Source organism: Singulisphaera photorubra (genome assembly GCF_045290345.1).
In the GTDB taxonomy this organism is placed as follows: Bacteria; Planctomycetota; Planctomycetia; order Isosphaerales; family Isosphaeraceae; genus Singulisphaera.
In genome coordinates this window covers 2093943-2110377 of sequence record NZ_CP155447.1, presented here as the reverse complement: position 1 = coordinate 2110377, position 16435 = coordinate 2093943, and the positions used below count along the sequence as shown (strand labels likewise).

Here is a 16435-nt window from a genome sequence, read left to right as displayed (position 1 = left end):
CGCCCCAGCGAGACCTGGTCGAACGTGTGCTTGAAGGTGCCCGCTACCTGGGACATGCCGTCGATCACAAACATCTTCATCGAAAACGAATTCGACCCTGGCAAGCGACTTACTGGAAACAACTCCCGCAGGGATATCTGGTGAGCTACCGGTACGATGAAGTCGAACAGAACTGGGAGGACAACCCTCACTGGGTCATGGAACTCATTGAGAACCGTCGATGGTGCCGTTGGATCTGACTGTTCCGGCGTTCTTAACTGACTTTCTAATCACGTGCAGACGCAAACACTTTTCCCAGGCAATCGACCCGCTGAAAAGTGACCAGGTCGTGCGTGGCGGCCCCGCCTGGTGCTCCATCGAGGGCTCGCCGAACCTTCGCCAGTCGCACGGCCGGCCACGCTCCTGACCAATAGTCAATCAAACCAAAACCATGATCCGGCCGCTCTCACTTATTCGGCCTCGGTCTTACGGAAGATGGCCAGGTCCTGGAACTTCACCGTGAGGGGAACCTCGGACGAACTGACGCCGACGATCCCGAGTTGGATCGTTTGGGGCAGCGCCACTTCGATTGGTTCATAAGACGTCCAGTGGATGCCGTCAGGGCTCGTGGCGTTGAACACCTTGTCGCCTCGCCGTTCCAGCCGCAGGTAGGTGTCCTGATCCGGGATCTCGATCTCATAGCGCGAAATGGCCAGATCGCCGTCCTTGCGCAGCTCGAAGTTCGCGTAGTGGCGCATCCGGTCGTTGATATAAACGCATCCTCGGTGTAGGCTGACATAATTATCCTTGTCACTAACGATAAGAAGGCCAGCGCCGTGGTAAGCGAGGCGGCCAGCGATGGTACTTGTGGCACCCGGCTTGAATTCGCCTGTGACCTTGACTTGGGCGATGAAGTCCCCCTTCAATTCTTGGAGAACGCGGGGCGCATTCTGCATCATGAGCTCGGAGGCAAAGTCATGAGACTTGGCGGGGATCTTGAACTCGACTGCGTTCTCTTTGTAGGTGATGTCGCAGTCCCGGTCCGTGTCGGAGACCTGGCCCCACCCTTTCAGGATCGGGGAAGCTTGGTCCTTGTCGTCGGCCCTGATCGGTAAGGCCATGAGCAACGCGACGGCACAACTCCCCATGAGCAACGCGACGGCTTTCGGGTGGATCAAAGACATGGTCCTTTACCCTCCTTCGACGAGTACGGGGGACAATCGAACGGCCGCCGAGTATGACGTTTGTCAAACGACAAGGAAAGAGCCTGCTAACCTTAGCCACTATCTACCTGCAATCCCTCGCCCATCGATCCCCCGCCGCCTCGGTCTTCTCAGCCGGACTCAAACATGAGCAAGCAGACAGAACAGAATAGTGGCCATGCACCTAAAAAGGGTAAAGAGCGGAACCTGGGTAAACTGTCCAGATCTGCGACTGCCTATTCATATTTACTGAAACTCCCAGATATCCCAAGTAAAGTACCTGGCTACTCAAACTCAAACTCCCCCCTCAAACTCCCTCATTGAGAACTCGCCGAAAGAACCTGAAAAACAAAGAAAAGGGGGGCAACAGGCGATGCGATCATCGTCTGCTGCCCCCCCCTGTTCTTCGCTTCGAGCGAACCGCAGTTCACCCTCGCAACCGGACGACCGAAGTTCAGGCCCCTGCCCCGGGGCGGCCGATGACCTCACGGGGGTGGTCACGTTCACGGCGGGTGGCGATGGCGTTCACGGCGTTCAGGTAGGCTTCGGCCGAGGCTTCGATGATGTCGGTCGAGGCCGCGCGGCCGCGGAACGTGCGGTCGTCGCTCTCAACTTCGAGTTCCAACGACACTTCGCCCTGGGCATCCTTGCCGCCGGTGACGCCCCGGACACCGAACTCGCGGAGGTTGGCCGTGATGCCGGTCACCCGTTCGACGGCCTTGAAGATGGCATCGACCGGGCCGTCGCCAATCGCGGCGTCTTGAACGAGCTGGCCGTCGGGGCGGCGGATGCAGACGGTGGCCGTCGGGGTCACGCTGGTGCCGGCCGTGGTGTGCAGGCTGACCAAGGTCCAGTGCGCGGCGACGTCCTGGATATGCTTCTCGATCAGAACGACCAGGTCCTCGTCGTACACTTCCTTCTTCTTGTCGGCCAGCGTCTTGAAATCCTCGAACAAGATTTCGAGCTGGGCGTCGTTCAGGTGATAGCCCAGTTCGGTCACCCGATCGCGGAGCGCATGGCGGCCGGAGTGCTTGCCCAGCACGAGGTCGGTCTTGGGGACGCCGACCTCCTCGGGACGCATGATCTCATAAGTTGACCGCTCCTTGAGCATGCCGTCCTGATGGATCCCCGCTTCGTGAGCGAACGCGTTGCGGCCGACGATCGCCTTGTTGCGCTGGACGGTCAGGCCGGTCACGGTCGAGACCATCCGGCTGACCGGATAGAGGCGTTCGGTCTTGATACCGGTGGTCAGGCCGTAGTAGTCGAACCGGGTCTTCAGCGCCATGACGATTTCCTCGAGTGCGGCGTTACCGGCGCGTTCGCCGATCCCGTTGATCGTGCACTCGACCTGGCGTGCCCCAACCTCACAGGCGGCCAGGCTGTTGGCGACGGCCAGACCCAGGTCGTTATGGCAGTGGACGCTGATGACGGCCTGGCCGATGTTGGGCACGCGCTCGCGGAGGGCGGTGATGACAGCGGCGTACTGGGTGGGGGTGGCATAACCCACGGTGTCCGGGATGTTGACGGTGGTCGCGCCGGCGGCGATGGCGGCCTCGACCACTTCACAGAGGAAATCCACCTCGGTCCGCGCGGCATCCTCGGGGCTGAATTCGATGTCGCTGCAGTACCCTTTGGCGCGGCGAACGCTGGCCACCGCACGCTCGACGACCTGCTCGCGGGTCATTTTGAGCTTGTGCTCGCGATGGATCGCCGAGGTCGCCAGGAAGACATGGATCCGCGGACTCTGCGCGTACTTCAAGGCCTCCCAGGCGCGGTCGATATCCCGATCATTGCACCGGGCCAGGCCGCAGACGGTGGTGCCGGCGACTTCGGCTGCAATCGCGCGGACCGCCTCGAAGTCGCCCTGGGAGGCGATGGGGAACCCGGCCTCGATGATATCGACGCCAAGCGCGGCCAAGGCCCGGGCCACTTCCACCTTCTCGACGATGTTCATGCTTGCGCCGGGGGATTGCTCACCGTCACGCAAGGTCGTGTCGAAGATCCGGATTCGATTCGCGTCGGCCATGGCTGAAACTCTTCCTGCTGAAGGGTGTTGAGGAAACGAAGTTCGCAGGTATCGGACGCATCGACCGGGAGAAACGGAGAAAGCCCCGAGACTCGCCGGTCAGGGGCGGGTCTCGGGGCTTCGTAAGTCACGCGAGAGGCGCTGCGGCGACGAACCCTAAGACTCCACCCGGCCAAGTCGAAGGCCAAGAATTCGTTGAAGTCGTAGATTCGTCGTCAAGGATCGCATCCAGGGAGGCTCCGGGCGCATCCGCCTATCGTCCATCTGCCCCAATCATATCGGTGGAACCGAGCTCAGGTCAAGCGATCCGTCGGCCAGAACACGAAAATTGCCTTGTCTCCTGGCCACGCTCCGAGGGAGCCCCGGACGGCGAAGGCTCGGTCGTGGCACGCGATAAGTTCCCTCCACATTCCCCGGTCGTGATGCGGCCGTCTCCATCTTGCAGCCAACCAACGACAACTGTCTAATGAATAAAGAGACAGTTGTCAGAGAAAATCCATTCAAGGAGGTCGTCGATGGAGATCGAGCAGGGCGCCCGTGCGAAGGGGGCCGAGAGTGGATCGACCTCCTGGGGAGACGATCGGCTACTTGGGGGCTTGGTGATCGCGGTCTTGCTCTGCCTGATTCTGGGCGCGGTGTTGCTGTCGCTCCGGGATCCGCTGGCTGCGCTCATCGTGCTCACGAGCGTGGCTCTGGCCGTGGTGGGCCTGACGCTAGTCACGGGCCGGTGGGTGAGCCAGCGCGACGCCTTGCTCCAGACCTTGGCGATCGCCGTGGAACACGGAATGCCGCTTGGCGCGGCGATCGAGGGGCTGGGAGACACGCAACGCGGCCGATCGCGGCGGCGACTCCTGACCCTGGCACGTTTGCTTCAGGAGGGGGCACCGCTCCCCCAGGCCCTGCAGTTGGTGCCAGGGGTCTTGCCGCGTGACGCCGAGCTTTCGATCGGCATGGGCTGGGCGTCTGACCGACTGGCGGGGGCGCTCCGCGAGGCGGCGGATCCCAAAACACCGGAGCGAGTCGTGCGGGCCGCGTACGTCCCCCGGATCGCCTACCTGGTTGCCGTTCTCTTGATCACAAAACTCATCTTGTGCTTTGTTCTTTATTTCATTTTCCCCAAGTTCGAGGCCATCTTCGCCGACTTCGGTATCGAGCTGCCCCGGTTTACCGTGGACGTCCTCGTGGCGAGCCACTGGTTCATCAGGTGGGGTTGGCCCATCCTCGTGTTGATGACGGTCTTTGAATTGACGTTGGCGGTGATTCTTCCGCTTTCGTTGACCGGCTGGCTGGAGCCCAACTTCTTCTGGCTCGACCGCTTGTTCCGGTCGAGGCATACCGCGCCAGTGCTTCGGGCCTTGGCCTGGGTCGTCGAGGGGGGGAAGTCGCTCTCCTCCGGGATCGCCATTCTCATTCGGTACTATCCCGCGGGGTGGGTGCGAAACCGCCTGGAACGCACGCTCCACGACCTCGGCAACGGGACCGACTGCTGGGAGTCGCTGAGAAACCAGGGACTGATCAGTCCGGCCGATGCGGCGATCCTCGAATCGGCCAGCCGGGTGGGCAACTTGCCCTGGGCCTTGAGAGAGACGGCCGCCGGAGCTGCGCGGCGGTCGGCGCTCCGCCTTCAAAGGTGGATCGACATCCTCTCGACCCTGGTCTATTTGGCCTTGGGCGTCTTTGTGCTCGTGATCGCCGCGGCCTTCTTCACACCACTGATCACGCTGATCGAGCGCCTCGCCTGATCACATGCCGCGGCGCGAGCGCAAACAAACAATGATCCGTGACCGAGCGAAAGAACCGATGGTTTCGATTCTTGCCGCCACGGGTTAGTTTGCAGGAGCACGACCGGCCCGGAAATCCAGCGAGATTCCCGCCCAGTCGCGGATCGTTGCAAACAAAAGAAATGCGGGGGAACGAGAACGGCGGGGACCGAGTTCCATCAACGCAAGCAGCCCCGGAAAGAAGGCAGTCACTTGGACTGCTCCTTCTTCCCGGGGCTGGGATCGTTCTCGTCGCCGACCGAAACCCAGGAGCGGGACGCTCACGGGCTCTCACGTGGCGTTCAGCGAGACAAAGCCTTGCGGTTGCGGCGGGCCAAGCCCACACCGGCGAGACCGATCGCGAAGATGGCGAGGGTGCTCGGCTCGGGGATTTCCTGGCCAGCCAGCAAGGGGCCGACATAGGCGAACAACTGGGTCGAGCCGCCGTTGATCCCGCTGGGGGCGAGCTGCACGGGGCCGATCACCTGGAAGTTGCTCAGCGTGAAGGGCAAGGGGGTGCTGCCATCCTGAGAGACCGATGTGAAGGCCAAGAGCACGTCCGAGAACACGTTTCCGGTGATGGTCCCGTTCAGGACACCGGTGACCGCAACGTGGCTCCAGGGGAAGGCTCCGCCGGGTCCGCTCGGGAAGGCGACGTCAAGCGAGAACGGAACGGCGTTGATCACCTGAGTCGTGCCGGACGGCAAGGCGGCGATATTCAGGCTTCCCAGGTTGATGACGCCTGGCGTCAGCACCACGCCGGTGTTGCCAGTGAAGCTGATGGGGCCGGCGCCGCTGCCGATGAAGCCGGTCGTCCCGTATTCGAGGGGTTGCGAGATGGGGGCCGCCTCGGTCGTCGTGGCGATCCATCCGCCGAGCGTCAGAGCCAACATCAGGGTGTGAAGTCTGGACAGTCGCAAGGTGAAGCTCCTGGAAATCCGATGTTCAAATAGGGTCGGAAACACGTAATGCGAACGCCCGCGAGCGGGGGTCGATCGCGATGACTGGTTTGCCTGAACGGCACCCCACGCGGGGCCGACGGGCTACGTCCAGTCCGATCTGCTGCGCCATGGACACGGCGGCCGTGGCAGGTTCAGCGACGGCATTCCTCTTGTGAAAACGGATCATGCGACCCTCTTCGGTCGAGGTGGATGCCTGGCTCGAAACACCCTCGTTGTCGATGGCATCGAGCGGGAGAAACGATCCGTCAGCAAGCGAAACGAAGCAACGGCCGGTCTGCGTCACCGGGCCGTTTGCTTCAACGGGTTCGAGGGTCTCAAGCGAGGTCGATCCGAAACCATCGAAGCAGATCGGGACGGCGAACGTCGGCGAGAAGCAGTCGTTGGTGTGGAGCAAGATGCGACACATAATCGGATCTCACGGTGCTTGAGCGAGTCGGTTGGGAGGAAAAAGCCCCTCGAACAAGAGGGGCTGCGGGACCTTTGCTCTAGTAGGCACGTGGCAAGCGGCGATCAAGCAGCCCGCCGGGTGCGAACCCGGTGACGAACTCCCAGGCCGGCCAAGGTGGTCAGGAAGAGAGCGATCGAGGTCGGCTCGGGAACGCGGGTCTCGGTGGTCAGGTAAGCCTGGGCCGAAGCGTGACCACTGTTGGTCGTCGAAGGCACCAGCGACAGCGGATTGTCGGTGAAGCTCAACGTGTTGAGGAAATTACCGGTGATGAATGTGGGATTCGTGAGCGGATCGAATTTGGCCACCACGGACGACTGGCTGGCACCGGTGATGGTTCCGTTCAGTGTGCCACTGATCTGGAACGGCGTATCGTTGGGGCTAGGAACCTCGCCATCAACCGAGTTGGCCAGGAACGTAATGTGGAAGGGGGTATTCACATAGGTCGTCGACCCACCGGATGGCAACGCAGCCACCTGGAAATCGCCAAGGCTGAACGCCGAAGGCGAATTGAACTGGTTGGAGGTCACCGGAATGAAGCTAATCACGCCGGGGCCGGACACTCCGGTCGAATCGATCGAGCCCGAGGTGCTGTAGTTGATAAGCGTATCCGCTTGCCCACTCTTTCCCCCGAAGCTGATCAGAGCCAGAGCCAAAACACCAGCCCGCAACCCGGTCGACTGACATGACATGCGCATCATTATCCTCCTGAATTGATTGTCGCGCTCGAGCGACCTCGCCGAACTCAGAACCGGGCCACCATCGCTCGACGGTTCGTCCCAACCATTTGGGACGATGCCCTGCACCGAGGTCTCCTACGTGGGATTGACACGTCCGAATCCATCACTTCGCTCGGCCCGAGAACAACTCGAGCCCGACCGTTCCCTAACGCCCAAAGAAGGCGCACGGGTCAGGTCCGCGGGTAATGGTCGGTTGCGTGACCGAACCCAAGGGACGACGACATGTGGGTTTTGAGGATGATGAGTGCAAGAGGTGTGTTCATTACCCGGCCTCCGTGCCTGGTCATGTCAGGCGTGCCCTTAGTTTCTTTGCAGGAAACCTTGGAGCGATTCCGAACGAGAGGGAATTTAACCCAACCCCTCCCGGCTGTAAACCGGAATATTTGGGAAATGGCCGAATTACGCTCAAGTTCGTCGCCAAGAAACCAGATGGGCGAAAACCAGTCGATTTCGCCTTCCCAAGACGCCCAGACCCTCAAAGCAGATTGACCGGATCAACATCGATCGCCAACTCCACTTCACCCGGCGGCGAGATACTCGGCGCAACCGCCTGCAAAAGCACCTGAAGCGGACGAGGCGATTCACCCCGCAGCCGGAGATGATAGCGATAGAGGTTGCGAATCTTGGAGATCGGCGTGGGGGCCGGGCCATGCATCGTCACCCCGGGCGGAGCGGCGGCCTTCAATGTCTCCAGCAACTCATTCATAAATGTCCGAACCTGAGGCTCGTCGGGACCGCGGCCGATCAATCGCACCAGGCGACCGTACGGCGGCATCCCCGACTGCTGCCGTTGGGGCAGTTCGCAGGCCACGAACCCTTCGTAATCGTGTCGTGAGGCGCAGTCGATGGCGTAATGGTCGGGGACGAAAGTCTGCACCAGCACCCGACCGGGGCGATCCCCCCGCCCCGTCCGACCGGCCACCTGGGCCACGAGCTGAAACGTCCGCTCAGCCGCCCGGAAGTCGGGCATGTGCAACGCGGTGTCGGCGTTGACCACGCCCACCAAGGTCACGTTCGGAAAGTCGAGCCCCTTGGCGATCATCTGTGTCCCGAGCAAGATCCGGATCTCTCCCGAACGGAACGCCGCGAGCACCTGCTCGTGGCTTCCCGGCATCCGCATCGTGTCCGAGTCCATCCGTCGCGAGACGTATTCGGGAAAGGCCGTCTCGACCTCGCGTTCCAGCCGTTCGGTGCCAATCCCTCCGTAATGCAAGTTGGGGGCCTGGCAACTCGGGCAAGCCGGCGGCCGCTGGCGCTCGGCATCGCAGGTATGACAGACCAAGAGCCGGCGCCCCTTGTGATAAGTCAGGGCGACGTCGCAGGCATGGCACTTGAGGACCTGGTTACAGCGTGGGTTCGGACAAATCACGAAAGTATGGAACCCGCGGCGATTGAGCAGAAGCATGACCTGGCCGTCGTCCTTGAGCGCGGCGAGCATCGCCTGGCGGAGCGGCTCGCTCAGCCCTCCCAAGGGAAGTCGTTCGTGGCTCAGGTCGATCAATTCGACCTTGGGCATCGGCCTTGCCCCCACCCGTTCCATCATCGGCAGGCGGAGATAGCGGCCCAGCTCGGCGTTCCGCCAGGTCTCCAGGGCCGGCGTGGCCGAGCCCAGAAGGATCGGAATCCGTTCGAGCTGGGCGCGCTTCACGGCCACGTCTCGGGCGTGATACCGCGGGGTCGTCTCCTGCTTGAAAGTGCTCTCGTGCTCTTCATCAATGACGATCAGACCGAGCCGGCGGGCCGGCGCAAAGACGGCCGAGCGGGCGCCGACGATCACCTGAACCTCGCCCGCGGCGATGCTCCGCCAATGCCGGTGCCGCTCCGCATCGCTCAGGTGACTGTGGAGCACGGCGATCTTGCCGAACCGACGGCGAAACCGGCGGATCGTCTGGGGCGTCAGGCTGATCTCGGGGACCAGCACAATCGCCTCGCGTCCCCGAGCCACAACGCGCTCGATGGCACTCAGGTAGACTTCGGTCTTGCCGCTGCCGGTGACGCCGTGGATCAGGAAGGTCGCGAACTCGTTCCCCTCGAGCGCGGGGGTCATGGCGGTCATCACCGCCGTTTGCTCGCTGGTGAGAGTGGGAACCGGCTTCGCGTCCGAGTCGACCTCGGGCGCGGCCGACGACGAAGCGTCGAACGCTTCCTTGGAGAGCCGACGCCTGACCGTGTGGATGTACCCCCGCTGACGCAGGGCCGTGATCGGGCCGGACGCACATTTCGCCAGCCGGCAAAGGTCCGCAATCGTCAGCGGCTCGACCGACCGGCACAGCACGGCCAGCGCCTCGGCCTGCTTGGTGGGCAGTTGCAGCGTCTCGAGTGAATTGCGAATCTCGTCGGGGACCGTCAGGAAGGTGCCCACCCGCGTCCCCGCCTGATTCTTGACCCCGGCCGGCACCACCGCATCGAGGGCCTGACCCCACGAACATGCATAATAGCCGGCCATCCACCGGGTCAGCTCGAGCATCGCCGTATTGATCAGCGGCGGGTCGTCGAGGACATCGATGACCTCCTTGACCCGGCGCGGATCAAATCCCGAGGGGGCCTCGGTATCAATCCGGACACAGTAACCGACCGCCGGCTTGTTGCCCCGCCCCAAGGGAACCCGGACTCGTTGGCCCGGCCGCACCACCTCTTCCAGACGAGCAGGCACCCGGTAACTGAAGATCTGATCGATCGGCCGGTTGAAAACAATGCCCGCGTACGGGCCGTCGGCATCAGTGCCCGCCTCGTCGGCGAACCAGTCCGCCTGGCGTTTGCCGTTGACAAGGCTCATCGGCGCATCCTAACGTCTCGAGAATCGACCATCACCACTTCACCCAATTTCTGCACGCCTGTCCACAAAATACCAGCGGACCCGCGATCCCAAAAAGGTCATTCAACGATGCGACTAGGGCTGTTCGGAGGGACATTTGACCCGATCCACTTGGGGCATCTGATCCTGGCGGAGAAATGCCGTGAAGCGTGCCAACTCGACCGCGTCTGGTTCGTGGTCGCCGGAGCTCCGCCTCACAAGCTGGGCGATCGGACAACCGTCGCCCACCGTCTGGAGATGGCCCGGATCGCCGTGGCCGGCCACCCCGCCTTCGAGGTCTCTGAAATCGAGGCCAACCGACCCGGCCCCCACTATAGCGTTGAGACCCTCGAGGCCGTCCACGCGGAACGCCCCGGCGACGATCTCTTCTTCCTGATCGGAGCGGACAGCCTCGCCGACCTCCCCCACTGGCGCGAACCCGCGCGGATTGCGCGGCTGGCGACCGTGGTCGTGGTCAACCGTCCCGGCATCGACCTGGGTATCGACGCAGGTCCCCCAGACTTCGGTCCCGAGGCAAAGCCGTTGGTCTCGGTGACGATCCCGCCCATCGGCATCGCCTCGAACGACCTGCGCCGAAGCCGGGCCGAAGGCAGGAGCATTCGCTATCAGGTCCCCCGCGGAGTCGAGGCCTACATCGAAGCCCAAAGGCTTTACCCCCCCGCGGCCACGCCCCAATCATGATCGGAAGCGGCCCGCCGATTCCACCCGGTTGGCCCCTTCGCACTATCCTCTGCAATTGGGAACGGCCGCCATGAGTCCCCCAGACTCGAGGACTGCCGCAAAAAAAAGAGGAGTGATCGTCTCCCCCGATCGCGAGGATCCATCGATGGCGGAGGACAGAGTCCAGGGGCGGGGTGACAGCGGGCCGAAGCAGCACAGGCATGAGACACCGAGAGGCTGCGTCCGAATCGCCCGGCTGCGTAGCTTAGGGCATTAGAGGCCGATCCGGAGCGTTAAGTAAGGCTCGCGAAGTGTGGCGCCCGGGCAGGCTAAACCGGTCGTTTGAGGCTCAAATCGCCGTCCTATCCTACCTCGATCGCCCCGATCCCAGGCGAGTTGAGAACCGTCATTTTGGGCCTCATCCCCGCCGCGAAACCGGTCGATACGGGAATGGTAAGCCGGTTACGGATGGCCAGGAAGACTTGGTTTTGAGGATGAACATGGCGCCAGCAACAACACACCAGACGCCGGCCGCTGTCTCGGAAGAGGTTGAGGCCCTACGCCGCCAGTTGGTCGCGTTGCAGAGGGTGAGCAGCCTCGGGGTCTTGGCCGGTGGGATCTGCCACGAGTTGAACAACGCGCTCACGCCGATTCTTAACTATGCCAAGCTCGGCCTCCGCAACCCTGACCCCGCGTTTCGGCAGCGGGCCTTCGAGAAGATCCTCGAGGCCGGTCAGAGGGCGTCGGCCATTTCCGGCGGCGTGCTTGGCGTGGCCCGGCCTCGAGCCGATCGCCGCGAGCCGACCGACCTGGTCCGCTTGACCAAGGAGGTGACCCTCCTCGTGGCCAAGGACTTATCTCGCCACAGGGTCCACCTCGATTTCCAGGCCGTCGGCCATCCGCACGCCCGCGTCAACCCTGCGCAGATCCAACAGGTTCTCCTGAACTTGATGATCAACGCGCGACAGGCGATGCCTGAAGGGGGGACGCTTCGGGTCCGGGTCGGCGAGGACGCCTCGGGCCGGATTGCCGAGTTGAGCGTGGCCGATACCGGCATTGGGATCGCCCCGACCAACTTGCGGCGGATCTTCGAGCCCTTCTTCACCACCAAGTCCGGGCCCGACGCCTCGGGCCAAGGGGGGACCGGCCTCGGCCTCTCCGTCTGCCGCGATATCGTCGAGTCTCACCACGGCCGGCTCCGCGCGGAGAGCCGGATCGGCCAGGGGACGAGCTTCACCCTTCGCCTCCCGGTCTGCCCCGCACCCGCCAAACAAGGGGCCGCCTGATCGACGGCTCACGCCCTTGCGATGAAGCAATTCCATCCGACTATTGATTGCTGATAAGTTTCTCGAGACCCTCCAAGTCAATCAAAGTCGGTGAGATGCTCGACTCCAACTGCGTCGTGCCGAGATGAAAAGAACGATCCGCGACAGAGCGAACGAACCGACGATTTTTACGGTTTCCCCACCGGGTTGGTTTGCAAGCGCAAGGCCGGGCCGGAATTCCCTCGCGGTTCTCGCCCGGCCGCGGATTGTTCAATAAATGGGCCCCTCTGCCTCGTCGACCCTGGCCTCGGTCAGACAATCTCGGTAGCCTGGGGGCCTGGCCTAACGGCTTGGCTTTCCGGGTAACTGGCAGTGGAGGTTCGAAGTGCGCTGGGTGACCGTTTTGACCGAGCACGGCCCGCGGGCCTGCGGGGTATGGCAGGGTGAATACGTCGACGTCAACGCGGCCGCCCCTGATGCGCCGTCGAGCGTCAGGGGATTGCTGGAGCTCGGGCTGGCCGGACAGCAGCGAGTGTGGGAAGCCTTGGAGCGCGGAACCAAGCGCTACAACCCGGCGCAGGCTACGCTGCTGGCTCCCATCCCCGATCCCCGCAAGATCATTTGCCTGGGTCTGAACTATCGCGACCACGCGATCGAGAGCGGGATGGACATCCCGACCGAGCCGATCCTGTTCAGCAAGTACCCGTCGGCGCTGATCGGCCACCAGGCCGAGATCGTCCTGCCCGCGGTCAGCGATCAGGTCGACTACGAGGCGGAGATGGTGATCGTGGTCGGCCGGAAAGGCCGGCACATCCCGACCGAGCAGGCCATGGAGTACGTGGCCGGCTACGCCGTCGGGCACGACGTCTCCGCACGCGACTGGCAGTTGAACAAGCCCGGGAAGCAGTGGATGGTCGGCAAGACCTTCGACACCTTCGCGCCTGTCGGTCCGGAGTTGGTGATGCGTGACGAGGTCCCCGACCCGCACGCCCTGGGGATCCGGCTCCGCTTGAACGGCCAGACGATGCAGGACTCGAGCACGAGCCAGTTGATCTTCCGGGTCGATGAAACGATCGCCTACCTCTCGAAGATCTTCACTCTCGAGCCGGGCGACCTGATCTTCACCGGCACGCCGCCGGGTGTGGGAATGGCCAGAAAGCCCCCCGTCTGGCTCAAGGCTGGCGACGTGGTCGAGGTCGAGATCGACGGCCTGGGAACGCTCCGCAACACGGTCAAGGCCGATTCGCAGGCATAAGAACGGGCGATCGCCCTTTCGTCGGATTCGCCACGCGGGCGAGTGGAGTGGGAAGCGTCTGCCCCTCTTGACGGCTTCTCTCCGCTCACCTTGGCCAAGGAAAGCCAAATGATCCGCCGGGCGGGATCGGCTCGAGCCGGGTTCCGCCGGGCGGATCAACGCGATTAACGCCTCAGCCGTTCCGTCAGGCTGCGGGCTTCGGGATCGTTGGGGGCGAGCGCCAAGGCGTGCTGGGCCGCATTGAGGGCCTCGCCCGCCTTGTGGTCGGCGTTCAGGGCCAGGGCAAGTTGGTAGAAGACGTCGGGGCGATTGGGAAGGTTTTGCGAGGCGATCCGCAAGTCAGCGACCGCCAGCGCCGGCTGATTCAGAACGAGGTGCGCCTGGCCTCGCTGAAAGTGAGCTTCGGGATTGCCGGGGGTCAGCTCGAGCACCTGGTCGAGCCGGGTGAGCGCCTGCTCCGGCTCACGGCGACCGAGCTGGAGAGTGGCGATCCGGAGAATGACGGGAGCGGAACTCGGGTCGAGTTCAAGGGTCCGGAAGTAGGCGGCAAGCGCCTCATCAGACCGGCCGGCCGCCTCGAGGATCCGGCCGCGGGCGAAATGGGCCTCCGCCTTCTGCGGGTCGAGTTCGATGGCCGACTCGAGCCGTTTGAGCGCAGGCTCCGCCTGGCCGAGCCGGTCTTCGATTTCGCCCAGGCCAATCAGGGCCCCGACGTATTCGGAATCGATCTCCAACGCCTTGCGATAGGCACGTTTCGCCTCATCGAACTGGTTCTGAACGTGGAAGACCCGGCCAAGTCGATGGTGGGCCTCCGCCGAGCGCGGCGACTCGGCCACGAGCCGCTCGAGGTCGGCCCGCGCCTGATTGTAATCGTGGCGGTCAATGGCGGCCTGGGCCGTCTGGCTCAACTGCTGAACCAAGGCAGATTGGGCCGCCGAGGGGACGTCTCGATCACCACGTGAGCGGATCGTCGCGCAGCCGGCAAACGCCAGCAGGACGAATCCACACCCGGCGATGAGGCCCCAACGCCGCATGCTTCCCCTCCTTGGGGCGGCCTCCAGGAACCAGGTCACAGAGGATTTACCTCTGTCGCCGGCTCTCCATCAGGCTATCGACACAATCAGGAACAAGGGTTGAGCCGACCGGGGCAACGAATGGCCCCGTCGACTCGACTTGCGATGGGAACTTCTGGAAGCACGGCACCTTACGCACGAACGGGAATCCGGTCAATCCCGATCCAGGGGGGGCGTGTGGTCAACAGACCCATCACATCCCGAACGCCTCAACTTCCGCAACTTTCCAGCAAGCACCACGCCTCCGAGCGCGATCAAGGCGCCGAGGCTCGCATGGTTGAACGTATCGACCGTCCTCGCGAGATAATCGTCGCCCAACAAGTCCTCGGTCCAGTACTCGGGGATTTGCCGCAAAGCGATCGTCCCTCGGAGGTATCCCAGCCCTCCCCCAAGCACCGTACCGAAGGCCAAGACCACCCAGGCCCGTCGCATCGGACGCCTCCTCTGCGACAAGGCCGTCTCAGGCGTGTCGTCGACCTTGGTATCTCAGCAAGCTGATTCTCAGCCCACCCCGCACGCCTCACGCGCCCGGTCAAGGACGATTCGGGCCGTCTTTCGAGCACGCTCGGCGGCCGCGGCGCGAACTTCGGCAACTCGAGTCGGATGGGCAGCCAGATCAGCGCGACGTTCGCGGGCCGGTGTGAAAGTGGCGATGATCGCCTCAGCCAGTCGATTCTTCACTTCGCCGTAGCCGATCCCCCCCTGCCGATAGCGTTGCTCGACCTCGGCACGCTCCTCCTCGGCCGCGAACAGCTTGAACAGGCCGTAGACCGGGCACGTCTCCGGATCCTTGGGGGCTTCGACCGGGGTACTATCGGTGACGATCTTCTTGCACTTCTTTCGGATCACGGCCGGGTCGTCGAAGATCTCAATGGTGTTGCTATAACTCTTCGACATCTTCCGTCCGTCCACGCCCGGCACCACGGCGACCGCGTCGAGGATGTGCGGCTTGGGAAGCCGGAAGACCTCGCTTCCCTTGCCGTAGACGTGGTTAAACCGCTCGGCGATGTCCCGGGTGATCTCGAGGTGCTGCTTCTGATCCTGGCCGACCGGCACCACGTCCGCATCATAAAGCAGGATGTCGGCCGCCTGGAGGACCGGGTAGGCAAAGAGTCCGTGCTCGGCGGGAATCCCCTGCTGCACCTTATCCTTATAGCTGACGCACTTCTCCAGCCACCCCATCGGAGTCACGCTGGTCAAGAGCCAGGCCAGTTCCGTGGTCTCGGGCACGTCCGACTGCACGAACAAGGTCGCTCGCTCAGGGTCGATCCCCAGCGACAGCAAGTCCACGATCACGTCGAACACATAGCCCCGGAGCCGGTCCGCGTCGCGGACGCTCGTCAGCGCATGATAGTCGGCCACGAAGTAGAACGCGTCGTTCCCTTCCTGGAGCGCAATGTACTGGCGGATCGCGCCGAAGTAATTGCCAATGTGCAAAGCACCTGAAGGCTGGATTCCCGACAGAACACGCATGGTCAAATCGACTCACAAAGCGTGGGCGAGACATTGGGTCTTGGTTTCGGAATCCGGCGCCCATCCCGCCGAAACGATCCGAACACTGTATCAGTTCGAGGGAGCCGTTCCAATCCAGAGGACAGACAGGCCACCCCTGCCTCTCACTCCCCCCAATCGTAGACGCAGGTCAATCGGATTCGGTTCGCAAACGAGGTCGAATCGGCCTCAGTCGATCCGTCCATCACCCCCGAAGACCCCGTGTTGGCGGTCTTGAAGCGGAATGTTACGATGGGCGAAGCGTCAGGACAGCGGGCCTGGGGAACGTGGATGCGACCGGCGATTGAGGCATAACATGGCGGAAACATACGAAGACCACGGCATCCGCTTCCAGTATCCGGCCGACTGGGAAATGGAAGTCACCGACGACGGCCAGGTCACAACGGTCTCGATCCAGTCGCCAAGCGGGCTGGCGTTCGCGATTGTGACGACCGACGAAACCTGCCCCGCGCCGGCCGAGGTCGCCGACGAGGCGCTCGAGGCGATGCGTGAAGAGTATCCGGGGCTCGATGCAACCCCCGCGTTGGAGACGATCGCCAGCCACGGCGCGGCGGGCCATGACGTCGAGTTCCTCAGCCTCGACATGACCAACTCCTGCGAGATCCGCTGCTTCCGCACCCCGAGACGAACCATCTTTCTCTTCGGCCAGTGGTCGGACCTCGACACTGAGGAAAACGCGGCTTACTTTGGCGATATCAAGCGTTCGCTTGGCGAGACGGACGGTTGAGCGATCGGTCACGG

General features: G+C 63.1%; 14 protein-coding genes. 5 read left to right on the top strand and 9 right to left on the bottom strand.

Translation table 11 applies throughout. The annotated features are described in order from the left end of the window. Nucleotides 1–449 precede the first annotated feature (449 nt). On the bottom strand, nt 450–1163 hold the full coding sequence (locus V5E97_RS08220) for a DUF1349 domain-containing protein (RefSeq protein WP_406698837.1): 714 nt from the start codon (nt 1161–1163) through the stop codon (nt 450–452). A 472-nt stretch (nt 1164–1635) separates the two neighbouring features. Further along, complete coding sequence (locus V5E97_RS08215; RefSeq protein ID WP_406698836.1) at nt 1636–3207, bottom strand: 2-isopropylmalate synthase; 1572 nt, start codon at nt 3205–3207, stop codon at nt 1636–1638. Between the two features lie 515 nt (nt 3208–3722). On the opposite strand from V5E97_RS08215, the gene V5E97_RS08210 reads away from it, so the two are divergent. Further along, complete coding sequence (locus tag V5E97_RS08210) at nt 3723–4949, top strand: type II secretion system F family protein (protein WP_406698835.1); 1227 nt, start codon at nt 3723–3725, stop codon at nt 4947–4949. Between the two features lie 320 nt (nt 4950–5269). Here V5E97_RS08210 and V5E97_RS08205 read toward each other — a convergent pair whose 3' ends face one another. From V5E97_RS08205 to priA, 4 genes are all read right to left on the bottom strand, one after another. Continuing rightward, nucleotides 5270–5887, bottom strand: coding sequence for a PEP-CTERM sorting domain-containing protein (locus V5E97_RS08205; RefSeq protein WP_406698834.1), 618 nt, complete (start codon nt 5885–5887; stop codon nt 5270–5272). Between the two features lie 25 nt (nt 5888–5912). Continuing rightward, the gene (locus V5E97_RS08200) at nt 5913–6335 is read right to left on the bottom strand and encodes a hypothetical protein (protein ID WP_406698833.1); all 423 of its coding nucleotides are present in this window, start codon (nt 6333–6335) and stop codon (nt 5913–5915) included. A 104-nt stretch (nt 6336–6439) separates the two neighbouring features. Next, nucleotides 6440–7066 carry a PEP-CTERM sorting domain-containing protein gene (locus tag V5E97_RS08195; protein ID WP_406698832.1) on the bottom strand — a complete coding sequence of 209 codons (627 nt, stop codon included), beginning with the start codon at nt 7064–7066 and terminating at the stop codon, nt 6440–6442. A 523-nt stretch (nt 7067–7589) separates the two neighbouring features. Next, on the bottom strand, nt 7590–9890 hold the full coding sequence (priA, locus tag V5E97_RS08190; protein ID WP_406698831.1) for a replication restart helicase PriA: 2301 nt from the start codon (nt 9888–9890) through the stop codon (nt 7590–7592). A gap of 108 nt (nt 9891–9998) precedes the next feature. On the opposite strand from priA, the gene nadD reads away from it, so the two are divergent. The 3 genes from nadD (at nt 9999) to V5E97_RS08175 (ending at nt 13109) form a co-directional block, all read left to right on the top strand. After that, on the top strand, nt 9999–10610 hold the full coding sequence (gene nadD, locus V5E97_RS08185; RefSeq protein WP_406698830.1) for a nicotinate-nucleotide adenylyltransferase: 612 nt from the start codon (nt 9999–10001) through the stop codon (nt 10608–10610). 479 nt (nt 10611–11089) lie between these two features. Then, nucleotides 11090–11875: a sensor histidine kinase gene (locus V5E97_RS08180; RefSeq protein WP_406698829.1), complete on the top strand. Its 786-nt coding sequence runs from the start codon at nt 11090–11092 to the stop codon at nt 11873–11875. Between the two features lie 364 nt (nt 11876–12239). Beyond that, a complete protein-coding gene (locus tag V5E97_RS08175) occupies nt 12240–13109 on the top strand; it encodes a fumarylacetoacetate hydrolase family protein (RefSeq protein ID WP_406698828.1) in 870 nt (289 codons plus the stop codon). 164 nt (nt 13110–13273) lie between these two features. Here the strand turns inward: V5E97_RS08175 and V5E97_RS08170 are convergent, their stop codons facing one another. From V5E97_RS08170 to trpS, 3 genes are all read right to left on the bottom strand, one after another. Further along, nucleotides 13274–14143 carry a tetratricopeptide repeat protein gene (locus V5E97_RS08170; protein ID WP_406698827.1) on the bottom strand — a complete coding sequence of 290 codons (870 nt, stop codon included), beginning with the start codon at nt 14141–14143 and terminating at the stop codon, nt 13274–13276. Between the two features lie 192 nt (nt 14144–14335). Next, nucleotides 14336–14614, bottom strand: a complete 279-nt coding sequence (locus V5E97_RS08165; RefSeq protein ID WP_406698826.1) for a hypothetical protein — start codon at nt 14612–14614, stop codon at nt 14336–14338. Between the two features lie 69 nt (nt 14615–14683). Then, the gene (gene trpS / locus V5E97_RS08160) at nt 14684–15655 is read right to left on the bottom strand and encodes a tryptophan--tRNA ligase (RefSeq protein ID WP_406698825.1); all 972 of its coding nucleotides are present in this window, start codon (nt 15653–15655) and stop codon (nt 14684–14686) included. Nucleotides 15656–15989: 334 nt separating this feature from the next. Between trpS and V5E97_RS08155 the strand changes: the two genes are divergently transcribed. Further along, the gene (locus V5E97_RS08155; protein WP_406698824.1) at nt 15990–16421 is read left to right on the top strand and encodes a hypothetical protein; all 432 of its coding nucleotides are present in this window, start codon (nt 15990–15992) and stop codon (nt 16419–16421) included. Nucleotides 16422–16435: the final 14 nt, after the last annotated feature.